We start from the raw sequence: 24,032 nt of genomic DNA on the forward strand, positions 1-24,032 counted from the left end.
CTTTCATTTTTACTCGAATACCCTCCTTTGCGTCGGGGTGGGTATTTGGGTTTAAATGTGTATAATATTTACATTTCAATATGTAATTTTAGCAAAATAAACTATATTTCATGGAATATAAATATGACGTAGCATTTTCATTGGAGAAAGATGACAAAGAAATTGCTAGACAAATAAATGATTTAATAAAGAATAAGTTTTCTACATTTGTCTATTTTGAAAATAAAGAATCAATAGCTTCGGAAGATGGTCTTAATTTGTTCTATAATGTTTTTAACAATCAATCAAAAATTGTTGTTGTCTTATTTTCTGAAAAATGGGGGAAAACAGATTGGACAACAAAGGAGGAAATTGCTATAAGAGATAGAATAGTAAAAACCGATTGGGATTTTATAATTTTAGTTAAATTAGACAAAAAGATTATAATCCCTGACTGGTACCCCACTTCTCATATCTGGGTGGATTATACAGACTTTGGAAATGAAGGAATTGCAAAGGTAATTGAAAATAAAGTTAAAGAATTAGGCGGTAAAGTAAAAAACGAAAGTTTTGTAGAAAAAGCAAAGAGAATTGCCTATGAAAGAGAAAATTTAACTAAAATTAGAAGAACTCTTGAAACCGAAAATGATGGAATACATAGAGCAAATGATGAGTTAAGAAGTTTATTCAACATATGTAGAGAAAGAATAAATTATTTGACAGAAAATGCAAAGAGTTTGTATTTTACAATTAAAAAGGATGAATATGATTATATGCAAATTAAAGCTCATCCCTACATATTAAATATTCATTGGTGGACAAAGTTCAGTAATTCATTATATGGAGCTCATTTAGATATTTCGATAAAGAAGAAAGTTAGAAAAGGATTTATGTTTGAAGAACATTATGAAGACTTAGATTTTGTTTCCTATGTTTTTAATATTAATCCATCATGGGAAAATGGATGGAGTATCGATAATTATAATGGTCTATTTTTTACTTCTGAGAAACTAATAGATCATTGGTTTGAAATCATATTGGAAAAATTAAAATAGTGTTTTATTATGGTGAAATATAAGAGACAACATTTCATCCCTAAATTTTATTTAGATAATTTTGCAATTAATAATAAAATATGGGTATTTGATAGAATAAAGAAAGAATATAGAATACAATCAATTAAAGATACTGCTGTAATTAAAGACTATTATTCATTAAAGAATGATAGTAAGAATATTTATCAGATTGAAGAATTTTTAAGCAAAGTTGAAAGTATTACAAAACTTGTAATTGATAAATTAATTAACGGAAGCACTATTGATGATTCTGAAAAAGTTAGCCTTTCTGTTTTTTTAGCATTATTGTTTACAAGAACACCAGAGTATGAAAAACAAACTAACGAGCTTACAAGTAAAGCATTTAAAAAATTCAACGAAGTTCTGTTCCCAAATATTGAGTCAGTAAAAGCTAGAATTGCACATATAGAAAAGAAAGGAAATAAATCTTTAAATATATCCGCCGAAGAATTTTTTAATTCCATCAAAGATCAACAAGTTACCGCTAAATATGATAGGACAAATATGATATATATGATGATACATCATGCTACTGGATTTTGTTACTACTTTCATAAAAAGGAATGGTTCATCTCAAAATCATTAGAAACTTCAGAATTTATAACCAGTGATAACCCCATAATTAAAATACCAACAAGTGATCAATTACGTGACAAAGTTAGAGGTTATGGAATTGATACCCCTGGTGTTAAAAAAGTATTTCCCTTAAATTATTGTACATCGTTATGTATAGCAGATGATGGAAGTTGCATAGGGTTTGGTAATTTAGATAGTGGAAATATTGAAACAATAAATAAATTCATCGCAATAAACTCGGATCGCTACATTTTTGGTAGAAGCAAGGAAATGTTGCATAAAATTGTAGGATTAACTAGAATTGATGAATGGGTTAAAGAAGAACGAGTGAAAGTCACTTGAGTACAATAATTTTTTCAATTCTCTTTCCTAACTGGTGCTTCATAAGAAATAAATGTGTTATAGAAATCAAATATTAAAAAAATACATTCGAGAATACCCTCCTTTGGGTCGGGGAGAGTATTCGGGTTATAAAAAGAATATTTGTTTACATTTGTAATTAATATATTGGGAAAGAAAGAATAGATTAATTTAATATTGTAATATTTAAATGAATACAAATGAAATTATTTTAGCATTAATAAGTAGTGCTGCTATTGGAGCCATATTAGGAAAATTGCTTGATGCATATCTTATCACTCGTAAAAATGATGAATATGAAAGAAAAAAATGGTTGCGACAAACAAAATTTGAGTCCTTCGCAAAAATTTCAGAAGAGATTCTATCTCTTGGTTTTAATAGTAATGTACACGAGAACCTATGGAAATTTAAGGCATTATCAGTGCAAACGATATTACTTATAAAAGATAAACAACTTAAAAAGGACATTGAAGAAATAATAGAAGAGTTAATTAAGATAGCTGATGATACTTCCTCAATTGTAAAAGTTATTCAACCTGATTACCTTGAGATTGAACTTCCTGATGGTACGAAAGGAACTAAAAAGAATTTAGAAGTTGGATATGCGATAGATATCATTGAAAAAAAGGCATATGGTATAATAGAAAGATTAGGGAAAGATTTAAGAGATACATGAAGATAACGTCATTAATATTATCCTAGAATTCGGTTTTTGAAGAAAATCATTAAATATTTAATATAAATTGAACTTAATATTATGAAAGAACTTATTTACACATTAGTATTTTTATCACTTGTAAGTTCTGTAAATGCACAATGGCAGCCGGATGTGCGTCTGACAATATCAGGGGATTCTTACACATCTTATAATAATGCGTGGTGTATAGCATCAAGTGGTTCATTTGTTCATGTTGTTATGTCTAGCATGCGAAATAATACCAACCCGGAAATATACTATAAACGCTCAACAGACTCAGGTATAAGTTGGAGTGCAGATATACGGCTTTCGGATAATAATTCTGCGTTTTCTTCGTATCCTACTGTTGCAGTATCCGGATCATTTGTTCATGTTATATGGGTAGACGAGCGTGATGGGGGAAGAGAAATATACTATAAACTATCTACAAACGCAGGTTTAAGTTGGGGATCAGATACGCGTCTGACTAATAATCAGTATGGATCACTTTATCCATCTCTCGCAGTTTTCGGCTCGGTTGTGCATGTAGTATGGACACGCTTGAATGGATCGGGGAGGAAGGAGATATACTATAAACGTTCGTTAGAAGGAGGTTTAATTTGGGAAGAAGAAATAAATCTGACGAATAACCCAGATATTATGACAGGCGATGCTTCGATTGCAATATCAGGCTCAATTGTCCATGTTGTGTGGAATGACTATCGTGACGGGAACTTAGAAATATACTATAGAAGTTCAACAAACGCAGGCTCAACATGGGGAGCAGTTACACGTCTGACAAATGATCCTTCTACCTCATTATATCCTTGTATCTCAATATTTGGCTCTGTTGTGCATGTTGTTTGGCAGGACAATCGTGACGGGAATCTGGAGATATATTGTAAACGCTCAACCGATGGAGGTATAAGCTGGGGTGCAGATACACGTCTAACCAATAACACCGCAGGTTCAGTATATTCTTCAATTGCAGTATCGAGCTCTGTTGTGCATGTTGTTTGGCAGGACAATCGTGACGGGAATCTGGAGATATATTGTAAACGCTCAACCGATGGAGGTATAAGCTGGGGTGCAGATACACGTCTAACCAATAACACCGGAAGTTCAGAATATTCTTCAGTTGCAGTATCGGGCTCTGTTGTGCATGTTGTTTGGTCGGACGATCGTGACGGACACTACGAGATATTTTACAAACGCAACCCTACTGGGAATACTATCGGAATACAAAACATCAGTTCGGACATACCAGATAAGTTTTCATTATTGCAAAACCATCCAAACCCATTCAATCCAATGACAAAGATAAGATTTGACATTGCAAATGGATTCCCTGTAATAACATCAGGAAATGAAAAGGTGGTGTTGAAGGTTTATAACGTGATGGGCAGGGAAGTCCAAACACTTGTGGATGAAAGGTTGCAGCCCGGAACTTATGAAACATCGTTTGATGGCTCTGTACTTAACAGTGGTGTTTATTTTTATAAGTTGATTAGTTATGGTTATAGTGAAACAAAGAAGATGTTACTTATTAAATGACAAGGTGGCAAAGTAACAAATTGATAAAGTAACAAGGTGAGATTTGAAAGTATAACGAATAGGGAACAAGATGATGTTCCCTTTTTATTTTTAATCTGATTGTTAACCTACCTATTCATCAGCAGTTCATTCAAACTGCTGTACTTAGCAATATAATCTTCGTGGCTTCTTGAAATAACTTCCCACGCCTCTTCTCTTCCGTAAACATGAGTGATTTCGCAAATCCTTTTTTCCGCACCCGGTGCTTCTTTATATGTTAAAAAGTAATGCTTAATTCTGTTAACCAAAGATGTCGGCATATCGGATATATCATCCCACTGACCAAAAATATTATCTTTATGCATTACAGCTATTATCTTGTCATCGGCTTCGTTCCCGTCAATCATCCTCAAACCGCCTATAGGTACAGCGTTCAGAAGTATATCGTTGTGCGTGATGACTTTCTCTGTTATGACGCATATATCAAGCGGGTCGCCGTCTCCCTTTATTCCTTTGCGTCCTGTTTTTTCGCAGCAAAACTCCGCAACTCTTTCGTCGCAATATGTCTGCGGAATCAGTCCGTACGGTGTCGGACAGACGTTTGAATAAAGCTGAGGCCTGTCTATCGTTAAGTATCCGCTTTGTTTATCAAGCTCGTATTTCAATGTATCAGTCGGAACAATTTCAATGTATGCAGTCAAAATAGCAGGAGAGTGTTTACCGATAAAAACTCCATGCCAGGGGTGTGCCTTTAAGATTGGTCTTACTTCATTCCAGAATTTCTCAATGTTCTTTGTGTCCATAAATTCTTATTTTGAAATGTAATTTAAAGATTGCTTTATTATTTCTTCTGTCGTCAAGTTTGTATCCTGATTGCTCTTCAATACTTCTCTGATAATTTTTTCTGCATCGCTTCTCTGATACCCAAGATTCATAAGCGCATTCAATGCATCAAACCGTGACTGCTCGTTTGCTGACATGTCCTCAAGCCGCGTGCTCAGGTCAGGAAGGGCTTCATTCGTAATCTTAAATATTTTGTCCTTTAAAGCCAAAGAAATCATATCAATTTTCTTCGGACCTATTCCCGGTATCTTTACAGTTGCAAACGATGTTCTGTTGTTAATCAGTCCGATAATTTCTTCAAAGGTTGCATAATATAATATTGTGTTCGCTGTCCTGGCGCTTATTCCGCTTACTGAAATAAGTAGTTTAAAAATTTCTCTTTCCTTTTCATCAAAGAAACCGTAAAGAGTCAATGCATTCTCTTTGACGTCAAGATAAGTAATTAAAGAATATTCTTCATTTAATTCAGGTATGCTTTCAAGAACTTTCTTCGAAACAAACACGCTGTATCCAACACCGTTTACATCCAGTAATATTTCATTCCTGTGTTTATTCCTTAGCGTACCCTTTATATATGAAATCATGTTTGCCTCCTGTAAATCTTATCAGGATTCTTTTCAATAAAATCTTTCCAGTTAGTCTTCTTCCTGTTAGGTTTATAACTGGTTTTATTATCAGAATTGTAATGATGGCAAAGGGCTATCGCGAGAGCATCTGAAGTATCGTTAAGCATTCTGTTAACTTTCAGAGATAAAATATTCTTAATGTATGTTTCCACTGTTTGCTTTGTGGATGAGCCATTTCCCGTAACTGATTTCTTTACCTCTCTTGGTGAGTACTCAAAAACATCTACTCCCGAATTAAGCGAAGCTACCATTACTACACCACGTACCTGTCCGAGTTTCATAGTTGATTGAATATTCTTTCCGAAGAATGCAGTCTCAATTGCAAGTTGTTCCGGTTTATAAACTTTTATTTTTTTAAGACAGAAATCATATATTGATTTCAGTCTTATCGGCATCGGTGTCTTTGAACTCATTTTTATCGCATCATAATTTAAAACTTTGTAATACCCGTTCTTTATCTCAATTACTCCGACTCCGGTTATTACTGAGCCCGGGTCAATACCGATTATTCTCATTCTTAATGTAAATCAGCATTTGTAAAAAGATTCTGCACATCATCATGCTCTTCAAGTATTTCCAAAAACTTAATCACATCCGCTGATTTTGATTCATCCAGCGATACTAAATCTTTCGGGACATATTGCATGCCGGCGGATTCTATCTTGTATCCTTTCTCTTCTAATGCCTTCCGGACAGGTTCAAGATTTTCAATGGATGATATTACTTCAAACGTTTCCTCTTCCGTTTTTAAATCATCGGCACCAACATCAAGTATTATCTCCATTACATCATCTTCTGTATGTGTACTTTTTTCAATCATAACAACACCTTTCCTTTCAAACATCCAGGCTACCGAACCCGATTCTCCTAAATTACCGTTGTGCTTCGATATCAGGTGGCGGAGCTCTGCAACTGTTCTGTTTCTGTTGTCTGTAACACTTTGTATTATCACAGCTATTCCATGAGGAGCGTATGCTTCGTAGTTTATTTCTTCGTATCTTACACCTTCGAGCTCTCCTGTCCCTTTTTTGATGGCTCTTGTTATGTTATCCTGAGGCATGTTGTTTGACTTGGCACTTTGTATAGCAAGCCTCAGTCTGGGATTGCCCGCAGGATCACCCCCGCCGTCTCTTGCGGCTATAGTTATTTCCTTTATGATTTTTGTGAATACTCTTCCTCTTGCTGAATCTGTTGCAGCTTTTTTCCTTTTGATGGTGGCCCATTTAGAGTGTCCGGACATAGATTTTATTATATAAGATTAATTAATACTTTTTAATGAATTTTTATGTCTTTTATCACAAGCTTGGTATAGCCGTTCTTGAAATTCTTATCTATTGAATAACATATATCGCATACAGCATCTTTTGTTATTTTCCCTTCAAAATCCTTTGAATTATACTGAATAGCATTCCATACTTTATCTGATTTTTTGTTACTTATTTTGAATATGTGTGCATCTGTTTTTGTGTACCTTACTTCATCTACTATTGTTACATTTCTTGTGATGAAAACAGGCTGAGGATTTCCGGGACCAAACGGCTCAAAGAAAGATAGTATCTTTGTGAATGTTGGATTTATTTCCTCAAAACTTATTTCCATATCGACTTCTATTTCCGGTCGGAGTTTCTCTTTCACAAGTTCTTCTTTGGCTATTTCATTAACGCGTCTTCTCAATTCATCAATATTATTTACGTCTATCTCAAGTCCCGCGGCGTGACAGTGTCCGCCGTATTGTATCAGTAATGATTCGCATTTCTTAAGTGCTTCATAGACGTTGAATCCGTTAATGCTGCGGGCACTGCCTTTTGCTGAATCTTTTATCGTTGTGAGAACAATAGCAGGTCTATTGTATTTTTCAACCAGTCGTGCCGCCACAATGCTGATTACACCTGGATGCCAGTCGTTGTTGTGTAGTACAATGCAGTAATCATTTGCTTCCTTGAATTCATCTTCATATAACTCAAATGCGTTTTCCGTTATTATCTTGTCAATTTCTCTACGGTTTGCATTTTCATCATCAAGAATTGTCGCAAGCTCTGTCATAACAGATTCGTCTTCACTCGTCAGTAAATCAACTGCTCTGCTCGCTTCTCCTAATCTTCCTACTGCATTAATCCTTGGTGCAAGTGAAAAAACTATATTAGATGTATTTACCTTGCTTTCTTTAATGCCTATCTTTTCTATAAGAGCTTTAATTGAAAGCCTGGGTTTATTATTAATTATATTAAATCCCTCATTTACAAGTATGCGGTTTTCATCTATTATCGGAACAATATCAGATGACGTTGCAATGGCTACAAAATCAAGAAGTGAATAAGCAAACTTTTCATCCTTTTTTATCTTGCAGACTGATTGAATGAGTTTGAATGCTACACCTGTCCCGCAGAGATGCTTAAACGGATACATGCATCCTTGTTGTATTGGATCCATAATCGCAAATGCTTCCGGAAGCTGGTCCGGAGGCTGGTGATGATCGCATATTATTATCTGGATTCCCTTTTCATTCGCGTATTCCACTGTATTAGTTGCTGTTATTCCGCAGTCTATCGCAACTATAAGTTCTATACCTTGTGAATTCGCTTCATCTATTGCGTAATTCGATAAGCCGTATTCCTGATTAATTCTGTTCGGGATAAATACAGATACCTCAACATTATTGTGTTTTAAGAAAAGTGAAAACATTGAAGCGCCTATGATTCCATCAACATCATAATCGCCTAAGACCATTACTTTTTCTTTTGATTCAATACATTGAAGTATTCTTTGTGTAGCTTTATCACAACCCTTCATCAATGAAGGATCGTAGAGCTTGTCTAATGTAGGTTTAAAAAATTTAAAGACTTTTGAATAATCCGTAACTCCCCGCATGTAAAGAAGTTTCGCGATTGATTCCGGAATCTTTATTTTTCCGTTAAGATTACGAACCTCATTAATAAACGTATCAAATCGGGCGTATCCTTTTCCCCCGTCTTCCGGGTGAAGTCGTTTTAATTTCCAAATTTTTTCCAATTTTGCTCATATTTATTTTTCTTTTTGTGCTCAAAGGGGGACTCGAACCCCCACCTAAATACTTAGACTGCACCCTGAATGCAGCGCGTCTACCAATTCCGCCATTTGAGCTTACTTGTGAAGTATTTTGTGTTTAACTGTAATTTACATAAACACACTTACAAATTCAATTTTGAAATTTATCACTATAATAATACCGATACCCGGTCATCAAATTTATGAGTTTTATGATTTTTTGAGTACGGGATCATTTTTTTATTGTCTTTTCCCTGTCCATTATTTGAAACAAAACATGTCCACTTTTTTAGAATTTTGACTTGACAATTGTAGTTATTAAAAATATATTTGTACTGTTAATTAACTTATTTTAAAAACGCCTTAAAATATCGGAGGTATTAAATGGCAAGAATTAAAAACATGTTCTTTGTTCTTCTTACCGTTGCATTTCTATCTGGGCTTATTGCCGGATGCGGTGGTGTAAGTGAAGAGCAATTAAAACAATTAAACGACTTGAAAGCTGAAGTTGAATCTCTTCAGAGTCAAGTAAATGCAAAAGAAGGTGAAAGATCTTCATTGCTAAAGCAAATAGCTGACAAAGATGCTAAGATCAAAGATTTCCAGAAACAGACTGATCAAGCAAAAGCTAACTGTAAGTAATCTTTGATTCAATTAAAAACACTTAATTTTAAAACAAATTTTAAAAAGGAGATTTTAACAAAATGAAATTTCATAAATTATTAGTAGCTTTACTAGTTCTCTCCTTAGGTCTAGGTGTTCAGTTGACAGCATTTGCTCAAGACGAAGAACCAGAGATGACAGAGGAAGAATGGCAGAAGCAAATGGATGAGAATACCGCATTGAAGACTGACCTAATGGGTAGACTCGATCAATTATCAAAAGATATTGATAACCTGAAAAAACAAAATACCGAAAAAGATGCAGCAGTCGTAAAAGCTGAAGAAGATTTATATGCATCAGTAGGTTCAACTAAATCAGGTGTCGCTGATTTCAGAAAGAAATTTGAAGCTGTCGAAAAAAAGATCAATGGAAAACAGGGTAATAAAGAAGATGCGGAAAAAATGTTTGCAGAAATCGAAGCATCAAAAATTAAATGTTTACCTGAGTTTTATGATAGATACAAAAAAATGAAGGCAGCTTTAGCAGCATGGGGTCCCGAAAAAGCAGCTGGTTACACAGTTGTAAAGGGCGATTGCCTCTATAAGATTGCTGGCAAGAAAGAAATCTACAACAACGTTAAAATGTGGCCTGTTCTTTGGGAAGCTAATGAAAAAGGCGTAGTCTCTGCACCTCCGAGAGTCCCGAAGACTATCAAGAATCCTCATTGGATTTATCCAGGTCAGGTTCTTTCTGTTCCGACTTTAACTGCAGATTTACAGAAAAAAGCCGAAGCAAAAGCAAAGAAATACAGATACACAAGAAAGAGAAAGAGCGTAACAACAACTACAACAGATACCAAGAAAGATGAAAAGAAAGACGTAAAGAAAGACGTAAAAAAAGAAGAACCTAAGAAAGAAGAAAAGAAGAAATAGTTGATGTTTCTTTCATATTTTAAGCCTTTATGCGAAAGCATAAAGGCTTTTTTAAATTAAATTCAAATTTTTTATTACGGAAAAGAATATTTTACTTAATGGATTTGATTTATTCGCTTTTTGCGGTGTAAATGATTCTAATCTCAATCATCTCAAAAAATTATTTCCTGATTCATACTTTGTCCTTCGTGGAGATAACTTATTTTTAAAATCTCCTTCCGATAGTGAAATCGGTTTTATTTCAAGAATTATTGATGAACTTATCATTCTTATAAAAAGACAAAATAGCTTATCCGTTGAAGATATTGACTTAATATTTCATTTGCTCAATGATAATAACAACTCAAACGGATCTTCTAAGAATGGTTCTGTTAATAGAGATATTATCTTTGTAAATAAGAATGATATCGTTAAACCGAAGAATTCATCTCAAATTAATTACTTGAATTCTGTTCTAAACAACGAAATTGTATTTGCTATCGGTCCCGCAGGTACAGGAAAAACATACCTTGCTGTTGCTTTTGCAATAGTCGCGCTTAATAACAAACAGGTTAGTAAAGTGGTTCTGGCAAGACCGGCCGTGGAAGCAGGGGAAAGCCTTGGATTTCTCCCCGGTGATTTATCTGAAAAAATTGACCCGTACCTGAAACCTTTGTTTGATGCCCTTGAAGCTATGCTGCCATTAGATAAACTTAATATGTTCCTTGAAAAGAATATAATTGAGATTGTTCCTCTTGCTTATATGCGTGGTAGAACCCTCAATGATGCTTTTGTAATTCTTGATGAAGCTCAAAATGCTACAACTATGCAAATGAAAATGTTTCTTACTAGACTCGGTCCAAATTCTAAAGCTATTATCACTGGTGATATAACTCAAATAGACCTTCCCAGAAGAGATCAATCGGGTCTTATTCAAGTTGAAAAAATTTTGAAAGGTATTGACGGTGTTGATTTTGTCTATTTTGAAAAATCTGATGTTGTTCGGCATAGACTTGTAAAAGAAATTATAAATGCCTACGAAAAGTTTGTAGGGAATGGTTCTGATGTAAATAAATAGATTTATTCCATTTTCATAAATATTTGACAAGCTTCATTTTTCTTTTGTGATACCAAAGTATTTATGCTTTCTCGCCAAATTTTCCAATTTAATTGTTACAATTCTCAGTTTAAGTAATATTTTATTGAAATCTCATACATTTATTAATTGTTTAATACATTTATGTTACATATATTATCAATTATTTTACTTTAAATAATTATAATTAAAGTGGTCGATTATGACAAATAGCGTAAATCAGTATGATAGCAAATCAAATGACAATTCCATTTCAGGTAAATACACCGCTATCGAAGAGAAAATAAAAAATCTTAAAGAAGGCTTTTCTGAAATCGTTGAGATTCGAAAACATATAGTAGATAAAAATCTTAATGAAATCAGTAAGGCGGGTACAAAAGATGTTTTAAAAGCACTTATTCCTTCTATTTTAGTTCTAATCTTGTCTTTATACATTGATGTCTCTACTGTACCGATCCTTGGTGATGTAGCGCAGAAAATGTTCAGTAGTGTATTTAAACTCGAGCTGGCAGATGTTCAGCCGGTTCAGTTCTGGTGGTTACCGTTTGCAGCATTTGGACTTTTCATGGTCTTTGCATGGATGAGTAATGCAAGCCTGAAGAAACAAATTACTCTGAAAGGTCCTTCTGAGGAAATCATTACAAGAACTGTTGATAATTTTAGTGGCCTCGTAGATTCTATTGCAACCGCAATGCCTTTACTTGGTGCCGCTATTCTTCTCTTATCAACACAGCTCGGAAAAGATGTGTTCCTTGGATTCTCTGTTCCTTTTGAAATTAAATCTATCGTAATTCTTGCAATCGGGAAATTATTCGGAACAGTATTCGAAACTCAGGCATTGCAGTACCAAACAATGACCGAAGAAGTTAGCAATGTTGAAAAGGAATTTAATTATTACACCCAATATCAATTACAGACTAAACTTGTTGAAACTATTAAATCAAACAATGAACGATTGATAGTTAGCTTAACAGGTTCAGGAAGTTTATCCAAATTCACTGCCGAAGAAGCGCACAAAATCTATGATTATATAAAGTTGACGAAGCAGTTAAACGATGAACACACAAAAAATTTAGAGGTATTTCGAAAAACAGTTGCTGACTTTGGACAAATTAAGCTATTCGATTCTCAGGTTCTGAATCAAATGAAAGAGGTAATTGATGGCATTAATAAAACTGCGGAGGTCGTCAAGAAAACCGCTGAGTACACCGAAACCATGAAAGCTAACTTTGAAATTATGAATGGTTTCTCTTCTGCTATTAAAAGCGTAAAATTGCCGGATACAGCTGCACTTGTTGAATTGCAGAAAACTGCATCGTTGCTAAATGAGACTGCTAATTCTCTTAAGGATTCTAATGCTTTAAAAAGTATTGAAAATTTGGTATACCTTGCAGGTAAGCGTTAACTTATTGTTTTAAATTTTAAACTCTAAAAAATGAGTAAGCATAATAGAGATGTAAAATTCATAATTTATCAGGTTCTTTATATTTTTGTCATTGTAGTTATTACTATGAAAGGGGCTGATTTAAACCTGGAAAAAGTTTTAACCGAAGAAGAGGCAGTGAAAAAATCTTATGCCGATTCACTTAAAAAATATATTGACTCAATGCTTGCACTCGGACTCGTTCCGAAATTAGAACTTGATTCATTGAGAAATATTGCGGATTTAAAAAATTTTGTTGCACCTCAGATTTCTCCGAATATGATTACACTTCAAACTGGTCAACTCGTAGTCTCGCAAGAAGAATATGAAAAATTAAAGAATCAACCCGAACTTTTGCAACAACTTGAACAGCAGCAACAACAGCAACAACAGGTGGAAATGGAAAAGACAGATGTTACTCCACTCGTTGCCGCTCCTTTAATTCAATATACTCAAAATACTATTACTAACAGAGGAAATGTTTCTTTGGATATATACGGTGATGATGGTAGTCTTATTGTTTCCATTCCCGCTGGTGGTTCAAGGTCTTTCACTATGGGAGGGCATAAATCTGTTACTTACAAACAGGGAGGTCAATCTAAAACGGTCTCCACAAAAGAAAATGCTAAACCTGAAATCACTTTCGAACAGCTTAAGACTGGAAATTCCGACGCTTCTCTAAGAGAACTCCAGAGTGTTATTGGTTTTAGAATTAGAGTTAAAGATGATTTTCTCGGACAACTTGATGTTAAAATAACAGGCCCCGTTGTCGTCGAAGATAAAGGAAATGGTGTCTTTGACGTTAAGTTAAAATATGCTTCTTCAAAAGAGCAATTTGAAAGAATGACTGAAAATGGAAGTCCACCTTTTAGAGCATCATTTAATGTCTCTGTAAAAGATAGAATCTCAGGTCATTCAATTCAAAGACAAGGTCAGTATACATTTGGTGAATGGTAATTCAATTTTTTAATAATCTATATTTAAAATAATATGAAGATTTCGAAAACTTCTTTTTCCGTATTTATTTCTTTAGCGTTGGTATTACTATTATGTTGTATCAATTCTGTTTATTCTCAGGAAGTTAATGAGAATGACCCTAAAACATTTAAGTATTTTAAGATTAACGCTAATGCCGATGACGACAGTGTGTTCGTTCAGATTCAGGATGAAATGGCTGTTGACCCAAAATTGTCATCTTATACAATCATTGTTAATGTCTCTGACCCGGACCCAAATAATCATTACGTCGTTATTGGTGAGGAAACTGATGCTACTAAAATTCAAATGTCTTGGCTTCAGATTTCAAAACCCGTTCAGCAAAAACTCTTGAACTGGTCGGCTACAAACAAAATTAATCTGCAGCAAAAGAAATATAATTACGTTTCTGTCTTCACCGAAGTAATTAAAAATATTAAATTCAAAGACGTTATCAGCCCTCCTAAAAAAGAACGTGAAATACTAAGTACAACAGCTTATATTAATCCATTTCTAAATGCTTTTGGAGGTGAACCCCTTGGCATACCTTTTAAGAAAAGTTTTGGTATTTCATTGCAGCTGGGTACTCCTTATTCTGGTCCTCTTGAAACTGATATGGTCGGTGCTAACTTCCATTTTATTGGTGCAAAAATTGGTATCACTTCGCGTGTTATGGAACTTGTTCTTAAAAGAAGTTCGGGCGCTTCCGATAATGCCAAACAAAGCACATTCGGAAACTATAACAACATTTTCGCACCTCTCCTTGGTATTCAGGCGAGTTACGTAATTCCTTTCGGTAATTTCCTGGAAGTTGGTTATTTTGCCGTTCTTGATAGTGGTGGCTATGACCCTCCTATTAAAGTCAAGAATAAATATGATACTTTACAACAAGGCAGTTATATGCCCAATAATATTATTACTAATCAAAGCTACTTCAACTGGGAATTCAGATATCCCATTAGAACTTTTGGATCTTCTCGGGCAAAAATATATTTCGGACAGTATCTCGGTGAATTTCATGCTGGTTATCTTGGACGTGAACTAAGATTTGCTGGATCGGTTTTTGATGTTAGAATGGATTATACCTTTAACAGCCCTTCCAGAAATTGGCAGTTCTTAATTGAAGCTTATGTTGCAAATATTGGTGAATCTTTCGCTAATAGTAGCTTTGCAATCGGTCCTTCTATTAGAATTACAAGGGGTACTGACGGGAATCTTGCCGTTGTCACAGCTTTAGTAAATGCCAGATTCAAACTCGGTGATTTTTACGAAGAAAAATAAAATATTTAGCAGTTGAAAGTTTCAAAGAAAAAATTTATATTTACATATAATAAATTAAAAACTTAAATTATAATATTATGAAACGTTTATTTCAACTGTTTTTAGCATTATTGTTTTTGGGGGGAGTCTTTTCTTCTGTTGCTCTGGCTCAGGATGGTGATTGTTGCGATGAATACGACCCGGCTGTCCAGCAGGAAATAGATGCACTCAATAAACAAAAAGCTGCTTTACTCGGCTCTCTTTCACTGATTAACAGTGATATTGAAAAGTTAAGAAAGCAGTCGGCAGATCTTGATAAGCAATTGCTTGCTGCTGAAGAAGAGTACAATAAATGGAAGGATTGTAAAAAATTTGTTATGAAAGAAAATGGCGTGCTTGAAGGTATAGTGTTTAAAACAAGTAGCGCAGAAATAATGCCTGAAAGTCTTCCTATCCTTAACAAAGCTCTGGAATACTTGAAAACCCATCCAACTGAAAGATATGAAATTGGTGGTCACTGCGACACAAGAGGTACAGCAAAGTATAATCAAAAACTTTCTGAAAATAGGGCAAAATCTGTTAAACAATGGTTAGTTAATAATGGAATTGATGCTGGCAGACTAACTACTGTTGGTTACAGTTTTAATAAACCTTTAGTACCTAATACATCTCCTGAAAATATGCAGAAGAATAGAAGAATTGAATACACAAAAATTCCAAATTAGTATTTAGACAACTATAAAATAAAAAGCCCTTGCATAGCGAGGGCTTTTGCTTTTCCGATAAACTATTTCCTGACTATCCTCGCCCCGAATGCACCGTCAATCGAATGTTTGTGAGGAAACACTTCAACGTATCCTTTCTCATTAACAACTTCCGCGTTTAAATAATTATGTGCATTATCAACTTCGAAGTCGGTGTGTTTCTCTAAAAATTTTTCTATAACAACCTCATTCTCCTCTGGCTCCGTCGTACATGTGCTGTATACCATCACTCCGCCTGATTTTACATATTCTGAAGCTCTTTCAAGAATTTCCAGTTGTATTTCTTGAAGCTTCAGTATATCGCCGGTTACTCTTTTCCATTTAATGTCTGGCTTCTTTGATATAACACCAAATCCCGTACATGGTGCATCAACTAATACTTTGTCAACCTTTCCTATAATCTTTTCCCTCAGCATCTCTGTCTTTGGCTGCATAATATCTTCATGAAACGCTAAAACGTTTTTCATATCCATCCTCTCAAAATTCTTCTTCATCATATCAACTTTTGTCAGATATTTATCAATCGATAGTATACGTCCGCGTCCGCTCATCAATTCCGAAATGTGCGAACTTTTTCCGCCCGGTGCTGCACATACATCTAATACCAAATCGTCTTCTTTCGGACTTAGCAGCACTGACATCATTCCCGCACTTTCATCCTGTATGTTGAAGAAGCCTTTTTGAAAGTATTCGTCATTATATATTTTCGACATCATCCTTACCTTTAAAAAGTAATCAAGATACTTTCCTCTTTTACTCGGAATGTTCTTGCTTTCAAGGTATTTCTCAAACTCCTCCGTAGAAATTTTATTCTTGTTAACTCTTAATGTTAATGACGCTCTCTGATTGTTTGCTTCGCACAGTTTTTCAGCCTCATCAAAACCAAATCTCTTGACCCATCTTCTCACCATCCAGTTTGGATGCGATTGAATTATCCCAAGATAGTTAACTTCGTCGATTTCTCTCGTTGGCCATACAAGGTTATCAAGCGTACGTATAATGGTCCTTAAAAGCCCGTTAACAACACCCGCATGCTTGTCTCCGCGGAGTTTCTTTATGAATTCAACTGCCTCGTTTACTGCCGCTGAATAGGGTATCTTGTTTAAAAAGAGTATTTGGTATAATGCAACCCTCATCGCATTCTTTACGTCGGAAAGGCATTTCTCATATTGCCCTCTGTAAAAACCGTTCAGAAACCAGTCAAGCCTTCTTAACCAGCGGATTACTCCGTGTGTTAGCTCGTTCAGCAGGGCTTTGTCAAGATCGTTCAAATCGCTGTGTCTTATCTCAAAATCAATAAGTTTGTCAAGATATGCATCCGACCGTTCGCATCTTACAACAATCTTTACTGCTAAAGCACGTGCATTATTGAATACCCTTTTATCTACATTATGATAATATGGAAAGTTTGGATCTGGATTCTCAAGCGGAGTTATTACATCAATCGCTTCTTCATTTGTTAATGGCTCGTCATCAAGCGATGCCAGTATTGATTCTTCCGGAATATTCTCTTTCTGAATCTCTTCTTTCTTATCTTCCGAATGAGTGCTTGAAGTATTATTACTGTTATTATTATCGTTCATCATAAAAGATACTTAAATCGATTTATAGATTAAATGCAGTTTGTTAATAAACTTGGTAATTTCTATGTAATAATCTCAACGGGACATTCTTCAAGCGCATTATAAAAATATTTGCCGTATGTTTTCGAAAGTATTCTGTTATCAAGTATTGCAATTATTCCCTCATCAGTCTTGTTGCGTATTAGCCTCCCCGCACCTTGCTTGAATTTAAGTATCGCCTCTGGTAACGAGTATTCCATGAAACTGTTTCCGCCTTTTGCATCTATGTATTCCATCCTTGCCTGAATTAAAGGATGGTCCGGTACAGTGAAGGGTAGTTTTGTGATAATTAAATTGCTCAAAGACTCTCCCGGTACGTCTACACCTAACCAGAAACTGTCAAGCCCGAATAAAACCGAATCTATATCGCTCCTGAATTTCTCAATTAAAATATTTCTAGATAGCCCATCCCCCTGTATAAACAATTCGATTCCCTTTGTTTCAAAATTATCCCTAAGATTGCTCCCCACTGTCTTCATAAGCATACTGTTTGTGAAGAGTACAAGGGCTTTACCCTTCGTCATATCAGTAAGTTTCTCTATCCATTTTGTTAACGCATCAATGTACCGTTGATTCGATCCCTGTTGAGGTATTAAATTTCTGTCGTTCGGTATTATTATTTTAACTTGTCTGTAAAAATCAAACTGTGTCGGCAGTTTTATGTCATCAGCCGTCTCCGCACCTAAACGGCTCTTATAGTAATCAAAACTGTTATCAATCGTTAAAGTTGCACTTGTAATTATTGCCGAATTATTTTCTTTAAACAAATATTTCCTTAAATATTCTGATATATTCAAAGGTGAAGCACATAGTGTAATATTTGATTCCGTCTTGTGAGAAGAAAGTTCTACCCAGTAAACATATTCCTTGTTCTTTAAAAATATAAAATCATTTATAATCTCATTAATCCCTGCAAATTTAATAATATAATCTGAAATCTCATTTACAATCAGATCTTCTTTGGCAAATTTCTTTAAATCCTTTAAATGTATAATAAGTTTCTTCAGCTCATTTTCCAGATAATTCTTTATTATCCCTTCTTCCCGTACTCTCTTTGCAAGTTTATCAAATTTATCGAACTCTCTTCTGAATATTTTCCTTCTCAACTCGTAAAAAAATGTTTGATTTATATCTAAAAGGTTTTGCACAATAGGAAGCATATGTAATGCAGGAAATTTTGTTAAAAATCCCCTGCGTTTCTTGTCATTGTAAAGTCGTAACAGATGGAATCGCAGCATATCCCTCGAAACCCTTGGTACAAGCATCTCTGAGGCTGTTTCCTCCATCGTATGACCCTCATCGAATATTACAAAATCATTTACATATAAATAACCTTTTGATTGCTCTGCAGGTGATATGCCAAAAAGTGTGAAGTATAAATAATGGTTAAGAATTACTACATCTGCTTTTAATACTCGATGCTTCGCTTTCTGATAGAAACATGATGTATGTTCAATATCTCCGCATGTCTTATTATTGCAAATATGTACTTCCGCACAAACGCTCTGCCAAACCTCTTTATCTATTTCAAAACTTATATCGGATAAAGTACCATCCTTTGTATGTTGTGCCCAACTCTGAATCTTTTCAAGTGTTTGTATCTGATTACTCTCAAATAAAGCATTAGAACTTTCGTATGCTTTCTGAAGTCTGTTAGGACATACATAATTTGATTTTCCTTTTAATATCGTTGCCTCAAATTCAAACTTGAATACTTTCTTTAACAATGGTATGTCTTTACTGATAAGCTGTTCCTGTAAGTTAATCGTATTAGTTGATATGAGAGCCTTTTTCCCGTACTTCTTAGCATAATAAATTGCTGGTACTAAATACGCAAGACTCTTGCCTATGCCGGTCGGCGCTTCCACAAATATATGCCTTTTGTTCTCAAGTGTATCTGCAATGCTTAATGCCATTTTCAATTGCGAGTCTCTGTATTCGTACTCAGGAAAATGATTCCTCAATATACCATCTTCTTTAAAAAATTCAAATACTTCCGACTTTATGTCAATTTTTTTATTAAACCTCATCGCTCCAAAATATAGAATCCTCTCAATTTTAACAGTTCAAAAGCTCGATTTTAAATCAAAACTAATAAATGAAATAATTGAAAGTACGCACAAAGTGCGCATAAAGTGCGCATAAAGTGCGCATAATTGTGTTGCAAATATGTATTAACTTGATTATTATTATGGAAAAAAGTGTATGGGAAGACTTGTAAAAACCGTACTTGGTAAAGCCAGCGGTAAAGTGGGAGATCTCGTGTTTAGAATTGTCGATGGGAAAGTAATTATTGCCTCTCATATCGGCACAAACAAAATTAGCAAATCTCCCGAATGCGTTAATAATCGTAAGCGGTTCTCTGCTGTCTTGAAATATGCTTCCGCAGTGAACAAGATACCGGACCTCAATTTCATTTGGCGTAAGTCTCGTAATACTGCGAAGAGTGGTTATAATAAAATCATAAGCGAAAACATAAAACTTGTCCGGGATAATCAGATTTCGAAGCATAATATTATTACTCCGGATGGATTCGGCTTAATCAACCTGAATGCTGTTCTTAATACACAAAATGCTATCGTTAGCTTTTCCTTATCAGATGATTCTGCAATATATTCTGGTAAGAAATTCAATGCTTGTTTGGTAATTTCATTGTCAAAGCCGGTTAGTAAATTAAATATAGCATCACTTTCTCTAAGTTCTGTCGTTCCTAATGTAGTGGCTGCTTCAACAGTGTCCGAAGTTTCTTTTCCGCTTAAAAATCATAAAAGAATCATTGAAAAGTATACAAAAGCAGTGCTGTTTTTTGCTCTCTCAAATTCCGAACAATCTAAACCTCTGTGCTCTGCTTCATTTTCATTCGTATTTAACTTAAAGAAATAATTCTGTTATGAAAGAATGTTAATCTGTGAAATTTGAAAAGCTTTTTAGCAAAATATGAGTTTTAGTAGAAGAGTAGTCGGGATGACTGGACTCGAACCAGCGGCCCCCTCGTCCCAAGCGAGGTGCGCTACCAACTGCGCCACATCCCGATTTTTATTATAACATTAAATATAATCATTTCGGAAACAAAAATAAGCAGAAAACACACAATTCTAATTAAAACCTATTTAAAACATATGTACACGACAATTATTTACATTGAACCCTCTGGTTTAAAAAAACTCCAAACACACGCTCTATGCCCCAGCGTTTCCGATTTTTCTTTAATATTGTGGTTTAATTATAATAACATTCGATGAGCAGGTTTTATATTGTCTTCTCAATTTATTGTACTGTACAGAGAATTAAAACATTAGTCTAAGAACAGATATTGATTAACTCAGATTCCAAATACTTTCTTTCTCTGCCTCTGATTTATAAATAATCCTTCTTCTTTAATGTGATCTATTATATTCTTATAATATCTCCCGTTATCAAGAACCTTGCTGTTACCGAGCATTATTAACTGTTTGCTACCCCTGGATATCGAAACAAGAAGTTTTCTGTCTATACCCTCTGAATTAAAAGATTCAAGATTCCTAAGCTGGTACGTATTATGTACCGCAAACGAATTTATTATTATGTCGCGCTCCGATCCTTGAAATCGCTCTACAGTATCAATATTTACCGCATCTCTTATATAATTATCTTTAATCTGTTTTCTTATTAAAGCAATCTGCGCTCGCCATGGTGTTACAATCCCTACCGTCCTCTCCGTAAACTCTTCTCCGTAAACTCTTTTTATTGTCTCTAATAATTTATTCGCAGCAATAGCTTCACTTAAATTTATTTTCGATGCTTTCTCATAATCACAATCAATGAAAATCAGTCTCGATTTCGATAGAAGCTTTTCTATTTCATCTACCGAATTTGCATTAAAAATTATAAATTCAGAAACCTGCTCTTCACTTCCTGTTCTTAACTTATTTAAATATACATTATTAATTAATGCAGATATATCCTTGTGCAGCCTGTAGTGTGTTTGAAGCATACCATAAGCTTTGTCCCATCCCTTTTCTTTACACCTTAAGTATAATCTTTCAAAAAGTGATTGACCGAAGTTCCTTATCCCAGCTTTGTTTAAGTCAATATCTTTAACTTCACATGTTTCATTGCTTTGTGTAATAACCGCTGGTAGCTGGTTTTGATCTCCTATCATTATAAACTTCTTAAAATTGCACAATGTACCTGCTATTGTATAATCTGTAAGTTGAGATGCCTCATCAATAATTACTGTATCCAGATCTACTATTTCTTTAAGGTCATACATTTTCCCATAAAATGAAGAAACGGTTGATACATATACATCCTTTTCTGATATTACTTCTCTTATTTTATCAAGATTTCTAACCGTTAATGATGAACTTATATCGTAACTTTCAGAAACAGATTTACCGCCAATCTTTAAAAAACTAATTTCACTTTCGTTCAGCTTAATGCAAATCTCATCTACAGCTCTGTTAGTAAAAGCAAGTATTACAATTTTTTTATCAAACGGTTTGTACATTTTCACAAGATTTCTCACTATGCTAATTAGTGCTGTAGATGTCTTTCCGGATCCTGGAGGTCCCTGAAGTAAAAAATAGTCTTTTGAACATACCGCTTTTCTAATATTATCATTCTGATCCTCACTCAGATTCTCATCATTTATGTAGTGAATATTCTCAAATTGCGGTTCTCTTACCCCGAGTAGCAGTTCCTTTCTTGTATTTGGTGCTCTGAGAAAATCATACAGAGATTGTATCGCTCCCCAAACATTCGATTCAACAACATCATGTTCTATAATCCATAAGCTGCCTGATGAATAATAGCTCTGGTCAAGCTGTTTGTTATGAAGCTCTGCCGTAATAGTATGACTGCTAATAGATTTAATCTTTCCTCGGAATAATTCTGTACTTAACGGATTGATTTCATCATTTGTTTTCTTGTATAGGATTATAAAATCACCCTCCCTGAAGTTATGCTCGGTTAAATTAGGTAGTGTAAATTCTATTGTATCATCAACTTTATATTGAATTAACTTTAAGTTATTGATAACATTATAATCTCTTTCTTTTTCCTCTATTGTGTCGAGCCATAGTGACGAGAAACCATTTCGGCTGTAATCTGAGAAACGGTTGCTTCCTATTTTCGAAGATATGAATTCCCTTAGTGCAAAAGCAAGATTGTAACGATAGTATTTCGATTCAAGGCTGTTTGCATTCTTCAATAAATTAGAAAATTCTATAATATCGTTCTTGCTAAATACTGGTGTTATACCTATGTCCGCATGAAGAAATTTATAAAGTATATCGAATTTATTTTCCTGAAGTCTGAATATTTCGTTAACAATACTGTTTCGTATTGATAATACTTTTTTCTCATCATTGGGGCTTATTGCAACAGCTCTAAATGGAGATTGCTTTGCCGAAGAATAAAGAACAGATGTCGTACCCTTCCTGTCATTTCCAAAAGTAGATTTCATCAAAAGATTGTAACAAACAAGCTGCATCTTGTTGTTTGGCCAAATGCTGTTGTTTGCTGGAGGTTTACCGCTCTTAAGTTCAAAGACATTTTTGTGTCCCGCATTCTTTTCGGGAATTATTAGTGCATCAAGTCTTCCGCTTATTCCGTAAATGGGCGAAAGAAATGAAGGTTCGATTTTTATCTGACTGTGTTTGCGTTCCTTAAATATTTTTAGAAGATTAGGGTAATGAACACTAAGTACTTCATTAATTATATTATTTATACCCTCTGCCCCAATAGAACAGGCTTTCAGGGGACTCTCCTTAATGAGCTCCAATAATGCTTTTGCAGGATTTATATCTGCATTTAGTATAAGCTTATCCATCAATCCATTTACTAATGTACCTTTAAATGCTCCTTCACCGATTATGTGTGGAATAAGTTTTCTTACAAAGTATATATTCGGATTTGAAGAGTAACTCAAAAAACATTCTGCGATTTCTGATGCTTCAATCAAAAAGTCAGGGTCAATCACTATTTGTGATGTGTTTGTTGAGGTGTAAAAATGTTTTTCTTTATTATATGATTTTATTCTCAGTATCCTCAGTGTTTGATACCGTTTTAGATTCTTGTACAGTATCTTGAAATCATCAAAATGAAAACTGTATATCCGTAATGAGAAACGAAAATCTTCGTCTATACTATCGCATAGCATTGAAAAATTATCCTTACCTGCTTCTTCTGTATTAAGATGAGATATACTTAAGACAACACATTTAATTGAATCCAAATACTCTTCTGTTGTTTCAATATCTTTGGGCTTAATAACGGGAGTGTGTTTTTCAATAATTATTCCTAACGCATCAGGAACCGGTGTATTAGAAAATTCAAACGTTAATAACGAAAGCTCGCTTACTAACGCTAACAAATCACCTTTCTTGAATTCAATTTTCTTATTGATTACTCTGTAAATGAAATTTCTTATTCTGTTTATTCTATCGCAAACTGTTTGCTCAATCTCGTGAACTGAACATACATATTCAATACGAGCTTGAAGACCATAAAAAAATATATCTTCTTTATTAGTTAATTCTGAAAAGATACGTTTATATGTTCTTTTTAAGGCAATGACTTTATCGAGTAGCAATGATTTATCGTTTACAACTGAATTAATTTCCTCATAAATGTTAAGAGATATTTCTTCAGACAATAAATTCATTATTTTAAACCTGCTATTGTTTTGTGGGTAATCTTTGTA

At 34.4% G+C, this 24,032-nt stretch carries 20 protein-coding genes and 2 tRNA genes; 12 read left to right on the forward strand and 10 right to left on the reverse strand.

The features are described 5' to 3' along the window. The first annotated feature begins 110 nt into the window (after positions 1 to 110). The 4 genes from WC644_11580 (at position 111) to WC644_11595 (ending at position 4,221) form a co-directional block, all read left to right on the forward strand. Positions 111 to 1,034, forward strand: coding sequence for a hypothetical protein (locus WC644_11580; GenBank protein MFA5012578.1), 924 nt, complete (start codon positions 111 to 113; stop codon positions 1,032 to 1,034). Between the two features lie 9 nt (positions 1,035 to 1,043). Next, on the forward strand, positions 1,044 to 1,973 hold the full coding sequence (locus WC644_11585; protein ID MFA5012579.1) for a DUF4238 domain-containing protein: 930 nt from the start codon (positions 1,044 to 1,046) through the stop codon (positions 1,971 to 1,973). A gap of 208 nt (positions 1,974 to 2,181) precedes the next feature. Further along, positions 2,182 to 2,667 (forward strand): hypothetical protein, encoded by a 486-nt coding sequence (locus tag WC644_11590; GenBank protein MFA5012580.1) that lies wholly within the window; start codon positions 2,182 to 2,184, stop codon positions 2,665 to 2,667. 81 nt (positions 2,668 to 2,748) lie between these two features. Then, positions 2,749 to 4,221, forward strand: coding sequence for an exo-alpha-sialidase (locus WC644_11595; GenBank protein MFA5012581.1), 1,473 nt, complete (start codon positions 2,749 to 2,751; stop codon positions 4,219 to 4,221). A gap of 107 nt (positions 4,222 to 4,328) precedes the next feature. Here the strand turns inward: WC644_11595 and WC644_11600 are convergent, their stop codons facing one another. The 6 genes from WC644_11600 to WC644_11625 all read right to left on the reverse strand — a co-directional run bounded on the left by WC644_11600 (position 4,329) and on the right by WC644_11625 (position 8,789). Continuing rightward, on the reverse strand, positions 4,329 to 5,003 hold the full coding sequence (locus WC644_11600) for an inorganic pyrophosphatase (GenBank protein ID MFA5012582.1): 675 nt from the start codon (positions 5,001 to 5,003) through the stop codon (positions 4,329 to 4,331). 6 nt (positions 5,004 to 5,009) lie between these two features. Continuing rightward, positions 5,010 to 5,627: a Holliday junction branch migration protein RuvA gene (gene ruvA / locus WC644_11605; protein MFA5012583.1), complete on the reverse strand. Its 618-nt coding sequence runs from the start codon at positions 5,625 to 5,627 to the stop codon at positions 5,010 to 5,012. After that, complete coding sequence (gene ruvC / locus WC644_11610; protein MFA5012584.1) at positions 5,624 to 6,184, reverse strand: crossover junction endodeoxyribonuclease RuvC; 561 nt, start codon at positions 6,182 to 6,184, stop codon at positions 5,624 to 5,626. Before ruvC ends, ruvA begins: the two co-directional genes overlap by 4 nt. A gap of 2 nt (positions 6,185 to 6,186) precedes the next feature. Beyond that, on the reverse strand, positions 6,187 to 6,909 hold the full coding sequence (locus WC644_11615) for a YebC/PmpR family DNA-binding transcriptional regulator (protein ID MFA5012585.1): 723 nt from the start codon (positions 6,907 to 6,909) through the stop codon (positions 6,187 to 6,189). 32 nt (positions 6,910 to 6,941) lie between these two features. Further along, positions 6,942 to 8,678, reverse strand: coding sequence for a single-stranded-DNA-specific exonuclease RecJ (recJ, locus tag WC644_11620; protein MFA5012586.1), 1,737 nt, complete (start codon positions 8,676 to 8,678; stop codon positions 6,942 to 6,944). Positions 8,679 to 8,705: 27 nt separating this feature from the next. After that, positions 8,706 to 8,789: transfer RNA gene (locus tag WC644_11625), tRNA-Leu, on the reverse strand. A gap of 288 nt (positions 8,790 to 9,077) precedes the next feature. Between WC644_11625 and WC644_11630 the strand changes: the two genes are divergently transcribed. The 7 genes from WC644_11630 to WC644_11660 all read left to right on the forward strand — a co-directional run bounded on the left by WC644_11630 (position 9,078) and on the right by WC644_11660 (position 15,686). Beyond that, on the forward strand, positions 9,078 to 9,335 hold the full coding sequence (locus WC644_11630; GenBank protein ID MFA5012587.1) for a hypothetical protein: 258 nt from the start codon (positions 9,078 to 9,080) through the stop codon (positions 9,333 to 9,335). Between the two features lie 62 nt (positions 9,336 to 9,397). Continuing rightward, entirely contained in the window at positions 9,398 to 10,228 is an 831-nt protein-coding gene (locus WC644_11635; protein ID MFA5012588.1) for a LysM peptidoglycan-binding domain-containing protein, read from the forward strand. A 73-nt stretch (positions 10,229 to 10,301) separates the two neighbouring features. Next, positions 10,302 to 11,285, forward strand: a complete 984-nt coding sequence (locus WC644_11640) for a PhoH family protein (protein MFA5012589.1) — start codon at positions 10,302 to 10,304, stop codon at positions 11,283 to 11,285. 220 nt (positions 11,286 to 11,505) lie between these two features. Further along, entirely contained in the window at positions 11,506 to 12,708 is a 1,203-nt protein-coding gene (locus WC644_11645; GenBank protein ID MFA5012590.1) for a hypothetical protein, read from the forward strand. 30 nt (positions 12,709 to 12,738) lie between these two features. Continuing rightward, the gene (locus WC644_11650) at positions 12,739 to 13,683 is read left to right on the forward strand and encodes a hypothetical protein (GenBank protein MFA5012591.1); all 945 of its coding nucleotides are present in this window, start codon (positions 12,739 to 12,741) and stop codon (positions 13,681 to 13,683) included. 33 nt (positions 13,684 to 13,716) lie between these two features. Further along, complete coding sequence (locus tag WC644_11655; protein ID MFA5012592.1) at positions 13,717 to 14,982, forward strand: hypothetical protein; 1,266 nt, start codon at positions 13,717 to 13,719, stop codon at positions 14,980 to 14,982. A gap of 77 nt (positions 14,983 to 15,059) precedes the next feature. Further along, positions 15,060 to 15,686: an OmpA family protein gene (locus WC644_11660; GenBank protein ID MFA5012593.1), complete on the forward strand. Its 627-nt coding sequence runs from the start codon at positions 15,060 to 15,062 to the stop codon at positions 15,684 to 15,686. Between the two features lie 62 nt (positions 15,687 to 15,748). On the opposite strand, the gene rsmB is transcribed toward WC644_11660, so the two are convergent. Together rsmB and WC644_11670 are read right to left on the reverse strand one after the other, a co-directional pair. Beyond that, positions 15,749 to 17,311 carry a 16S rRNA (cytosine(967)-C(5))-methyltransferase RsmB gene (rsmB, locus tag WC644_11665; protein ID MFA5012594.1) on the reverse strand — a complete coding sequence of 521 codons (1,563 nt, stop codon included), beginning with the start codon at positions 17,309 to 17,311 and terminating at the stop codon, positions 15,749 to 15,751. A 59-nt stretch (positions 17,312 to 17,370) separates the two neighbouring features. Then, complete coding sequence (locus WC644_11670; GenBank protein MFA5012595.1) at positions 17,371 to 19,377, reverse strand: helicase C-terminal domain-containing protein; 2,007 nt, start codon at positions 19,375 to 19,377, stop codon at positions 17,371 to 17,373. 175 nt (positions 19,378 to 19,552) lie between these two features. Between WC644_11670 and WC644_11675 the strand changes: the two genes are divergently transcribed. Beyond that, a complete protein-coding gene (locus WC644_11675) occupies positions 19,553 to 20,230 on the forward strand; it encodes a hypothetical protein (protein ID MFA5012596.1) in 678 nt (225 codons plus the stop codon). 76 nt (positions 20,231 to 20,306) lie between these two features. On the opposite strand, the gene WC644_11680 is transcribed toward WC644_11675, so the two are convergent. Next, positions 20,307 to 20,379, reverse strand: a tRNA-Pro gene (locus WC644_11680). A 290-nt stretch (positions 20,380 to 20,669) separates the two neighbouring features. Further along, positions 20,670 to 23,993 carry an ATP-binding protein gene (locus WC644_11685; GenBank protein ID MFA5012597.1) on the reverse strand — a complete coding sequence of 1,108 codons (3,324 nt, stop codon included), beginning with the start codon at positions 23,991 to 23,993 and terminating at the stop codon, positions 20,670 to 20,672. Between the last annotated feature and the right edge of the window lie 39 nt (positions 23,994 to 24,032).

The organism is Ignavibacteria bacterium, assembly GCA_041649015.1.
Taxonomy (GTDB): domain Bacteria; phylum Bacteroidota; class Ignavibacteria; order Tepidaquicellales; family Tepidaquicellaceae; genus CAIKZJ01.

Coding starts and splice junctions, on each gene's coding strand:
- WC644_11580 (MFA5012578.1), top strand. CDS start 111: ATGGAATATAAATATGACGTAGCATTTTCATTGGAGAAAGATGACAAA.
- WC644_11585 (MFA5012579.1), top strand. CDS start 1,044: ATGGTGAAATATAAGAGACAACATTTCATCCCTAAATTTTATTTAGAT.
- WC644_11590 (MFA5012580.1), top strand. CDS start 2,182: ATGAATACAAATGAAATTATTTTAGCATTAATAAGTAGTGCTGCTATT.
- WC644_11595 (MFA5012581.1), top strand. CDS start 2,749: ATGAAAGAACTTATTTACACATTAGTATTTTTATCACTTGTAAGTTCT.
- WC644_11600 (MFA5012582.1), bottom strand. CDS start 5,003: ATGGACACAAAGAACATTGAGAAATTCTGGAATGAAGTAAGACCAATC.
- ruvA (MFA5012583.1), bottom strand. CDS start 5,627: ATGATTTCATATATAAAGGGTACGCTAAGGAATAAACACAGGAATGAA.
- ruvC (MFA5012584.1), bottom strand. CDS start 6,184: ATGAGAATAATCGGTATTGACCCGGGCTCAGTAATAACCGGAGTCGGA.
- WC644_11615 (MFA5012585.1), bottom strand. CDS start 6,909: ATGTCCGGACACTCTAAATGGGCCACCATCAAAAGGAAAAAAGCTGCA.
- WC644_11630 (MFA5012587.1), top strand. CDS start 9,078: ATGGCAAGAATTAAAAACATGTTCTTTGTTCTTCTTACCGTTGCATTT.
- WC644_11635 (MFA5012588.1), top strand. CDS start 9,398: ATGAAATTTCATAAATTATTAGTAGCTTTACTAGTTCTCTCCTTAGGT.
- WC644_11645 (MFA5012590.1), top strand. CDS start 11,506: ATGACAAATAGCGTAAATCAGTATGATAGCAAATCAAATGACAATTCC.
- WC644_11650 (MFA5012591.1), top strand. CDS start 12,739: ATGAGTAAGCATAATAGAGATGTAAAATTCATAATTTATCAGGTTCTT.
- WC644_11655 (MFA5012592.1), top strand. CDS start 13,717: ATGAAGATTTCGAAAACTTCTTTTTCCGTATTTATTTCTTTAGCGTTG.
- WC644_11660 (MFA5012593.1), top strand. CDS start 15,060: ATGAAACGTTTATTTCAACTGTTTTTAGCATTATTGTTTTTGGGGGGA.
- rsmB (MFA5012594.1), bottom strand. CDS start 17,311: ATGATGAACGATAATAATAACAGTAATAATACTTCAAGCACTCATTCG.
- WC644_11670 (MFA5012595.1), bottom strand. CDS start 19,377: ATGAGGTTTAATAAAAAAATTGACATAAAGTCGGAAGTATTTGAATTT.
- WC644_11675 (MFA5012596.1), top strand. CDS start 19,553: ATGGGAAGACTTGTAAAAACCGTACTTGGTAAAGCCAGCGGTAAAGTG.
- WC644_11685 (MFA5012597.1), bottom strand. CDS start 23,993: ATGAATTTATTGTCTGAAGAAATATCTCTTAACATTTATGAGGAAATT.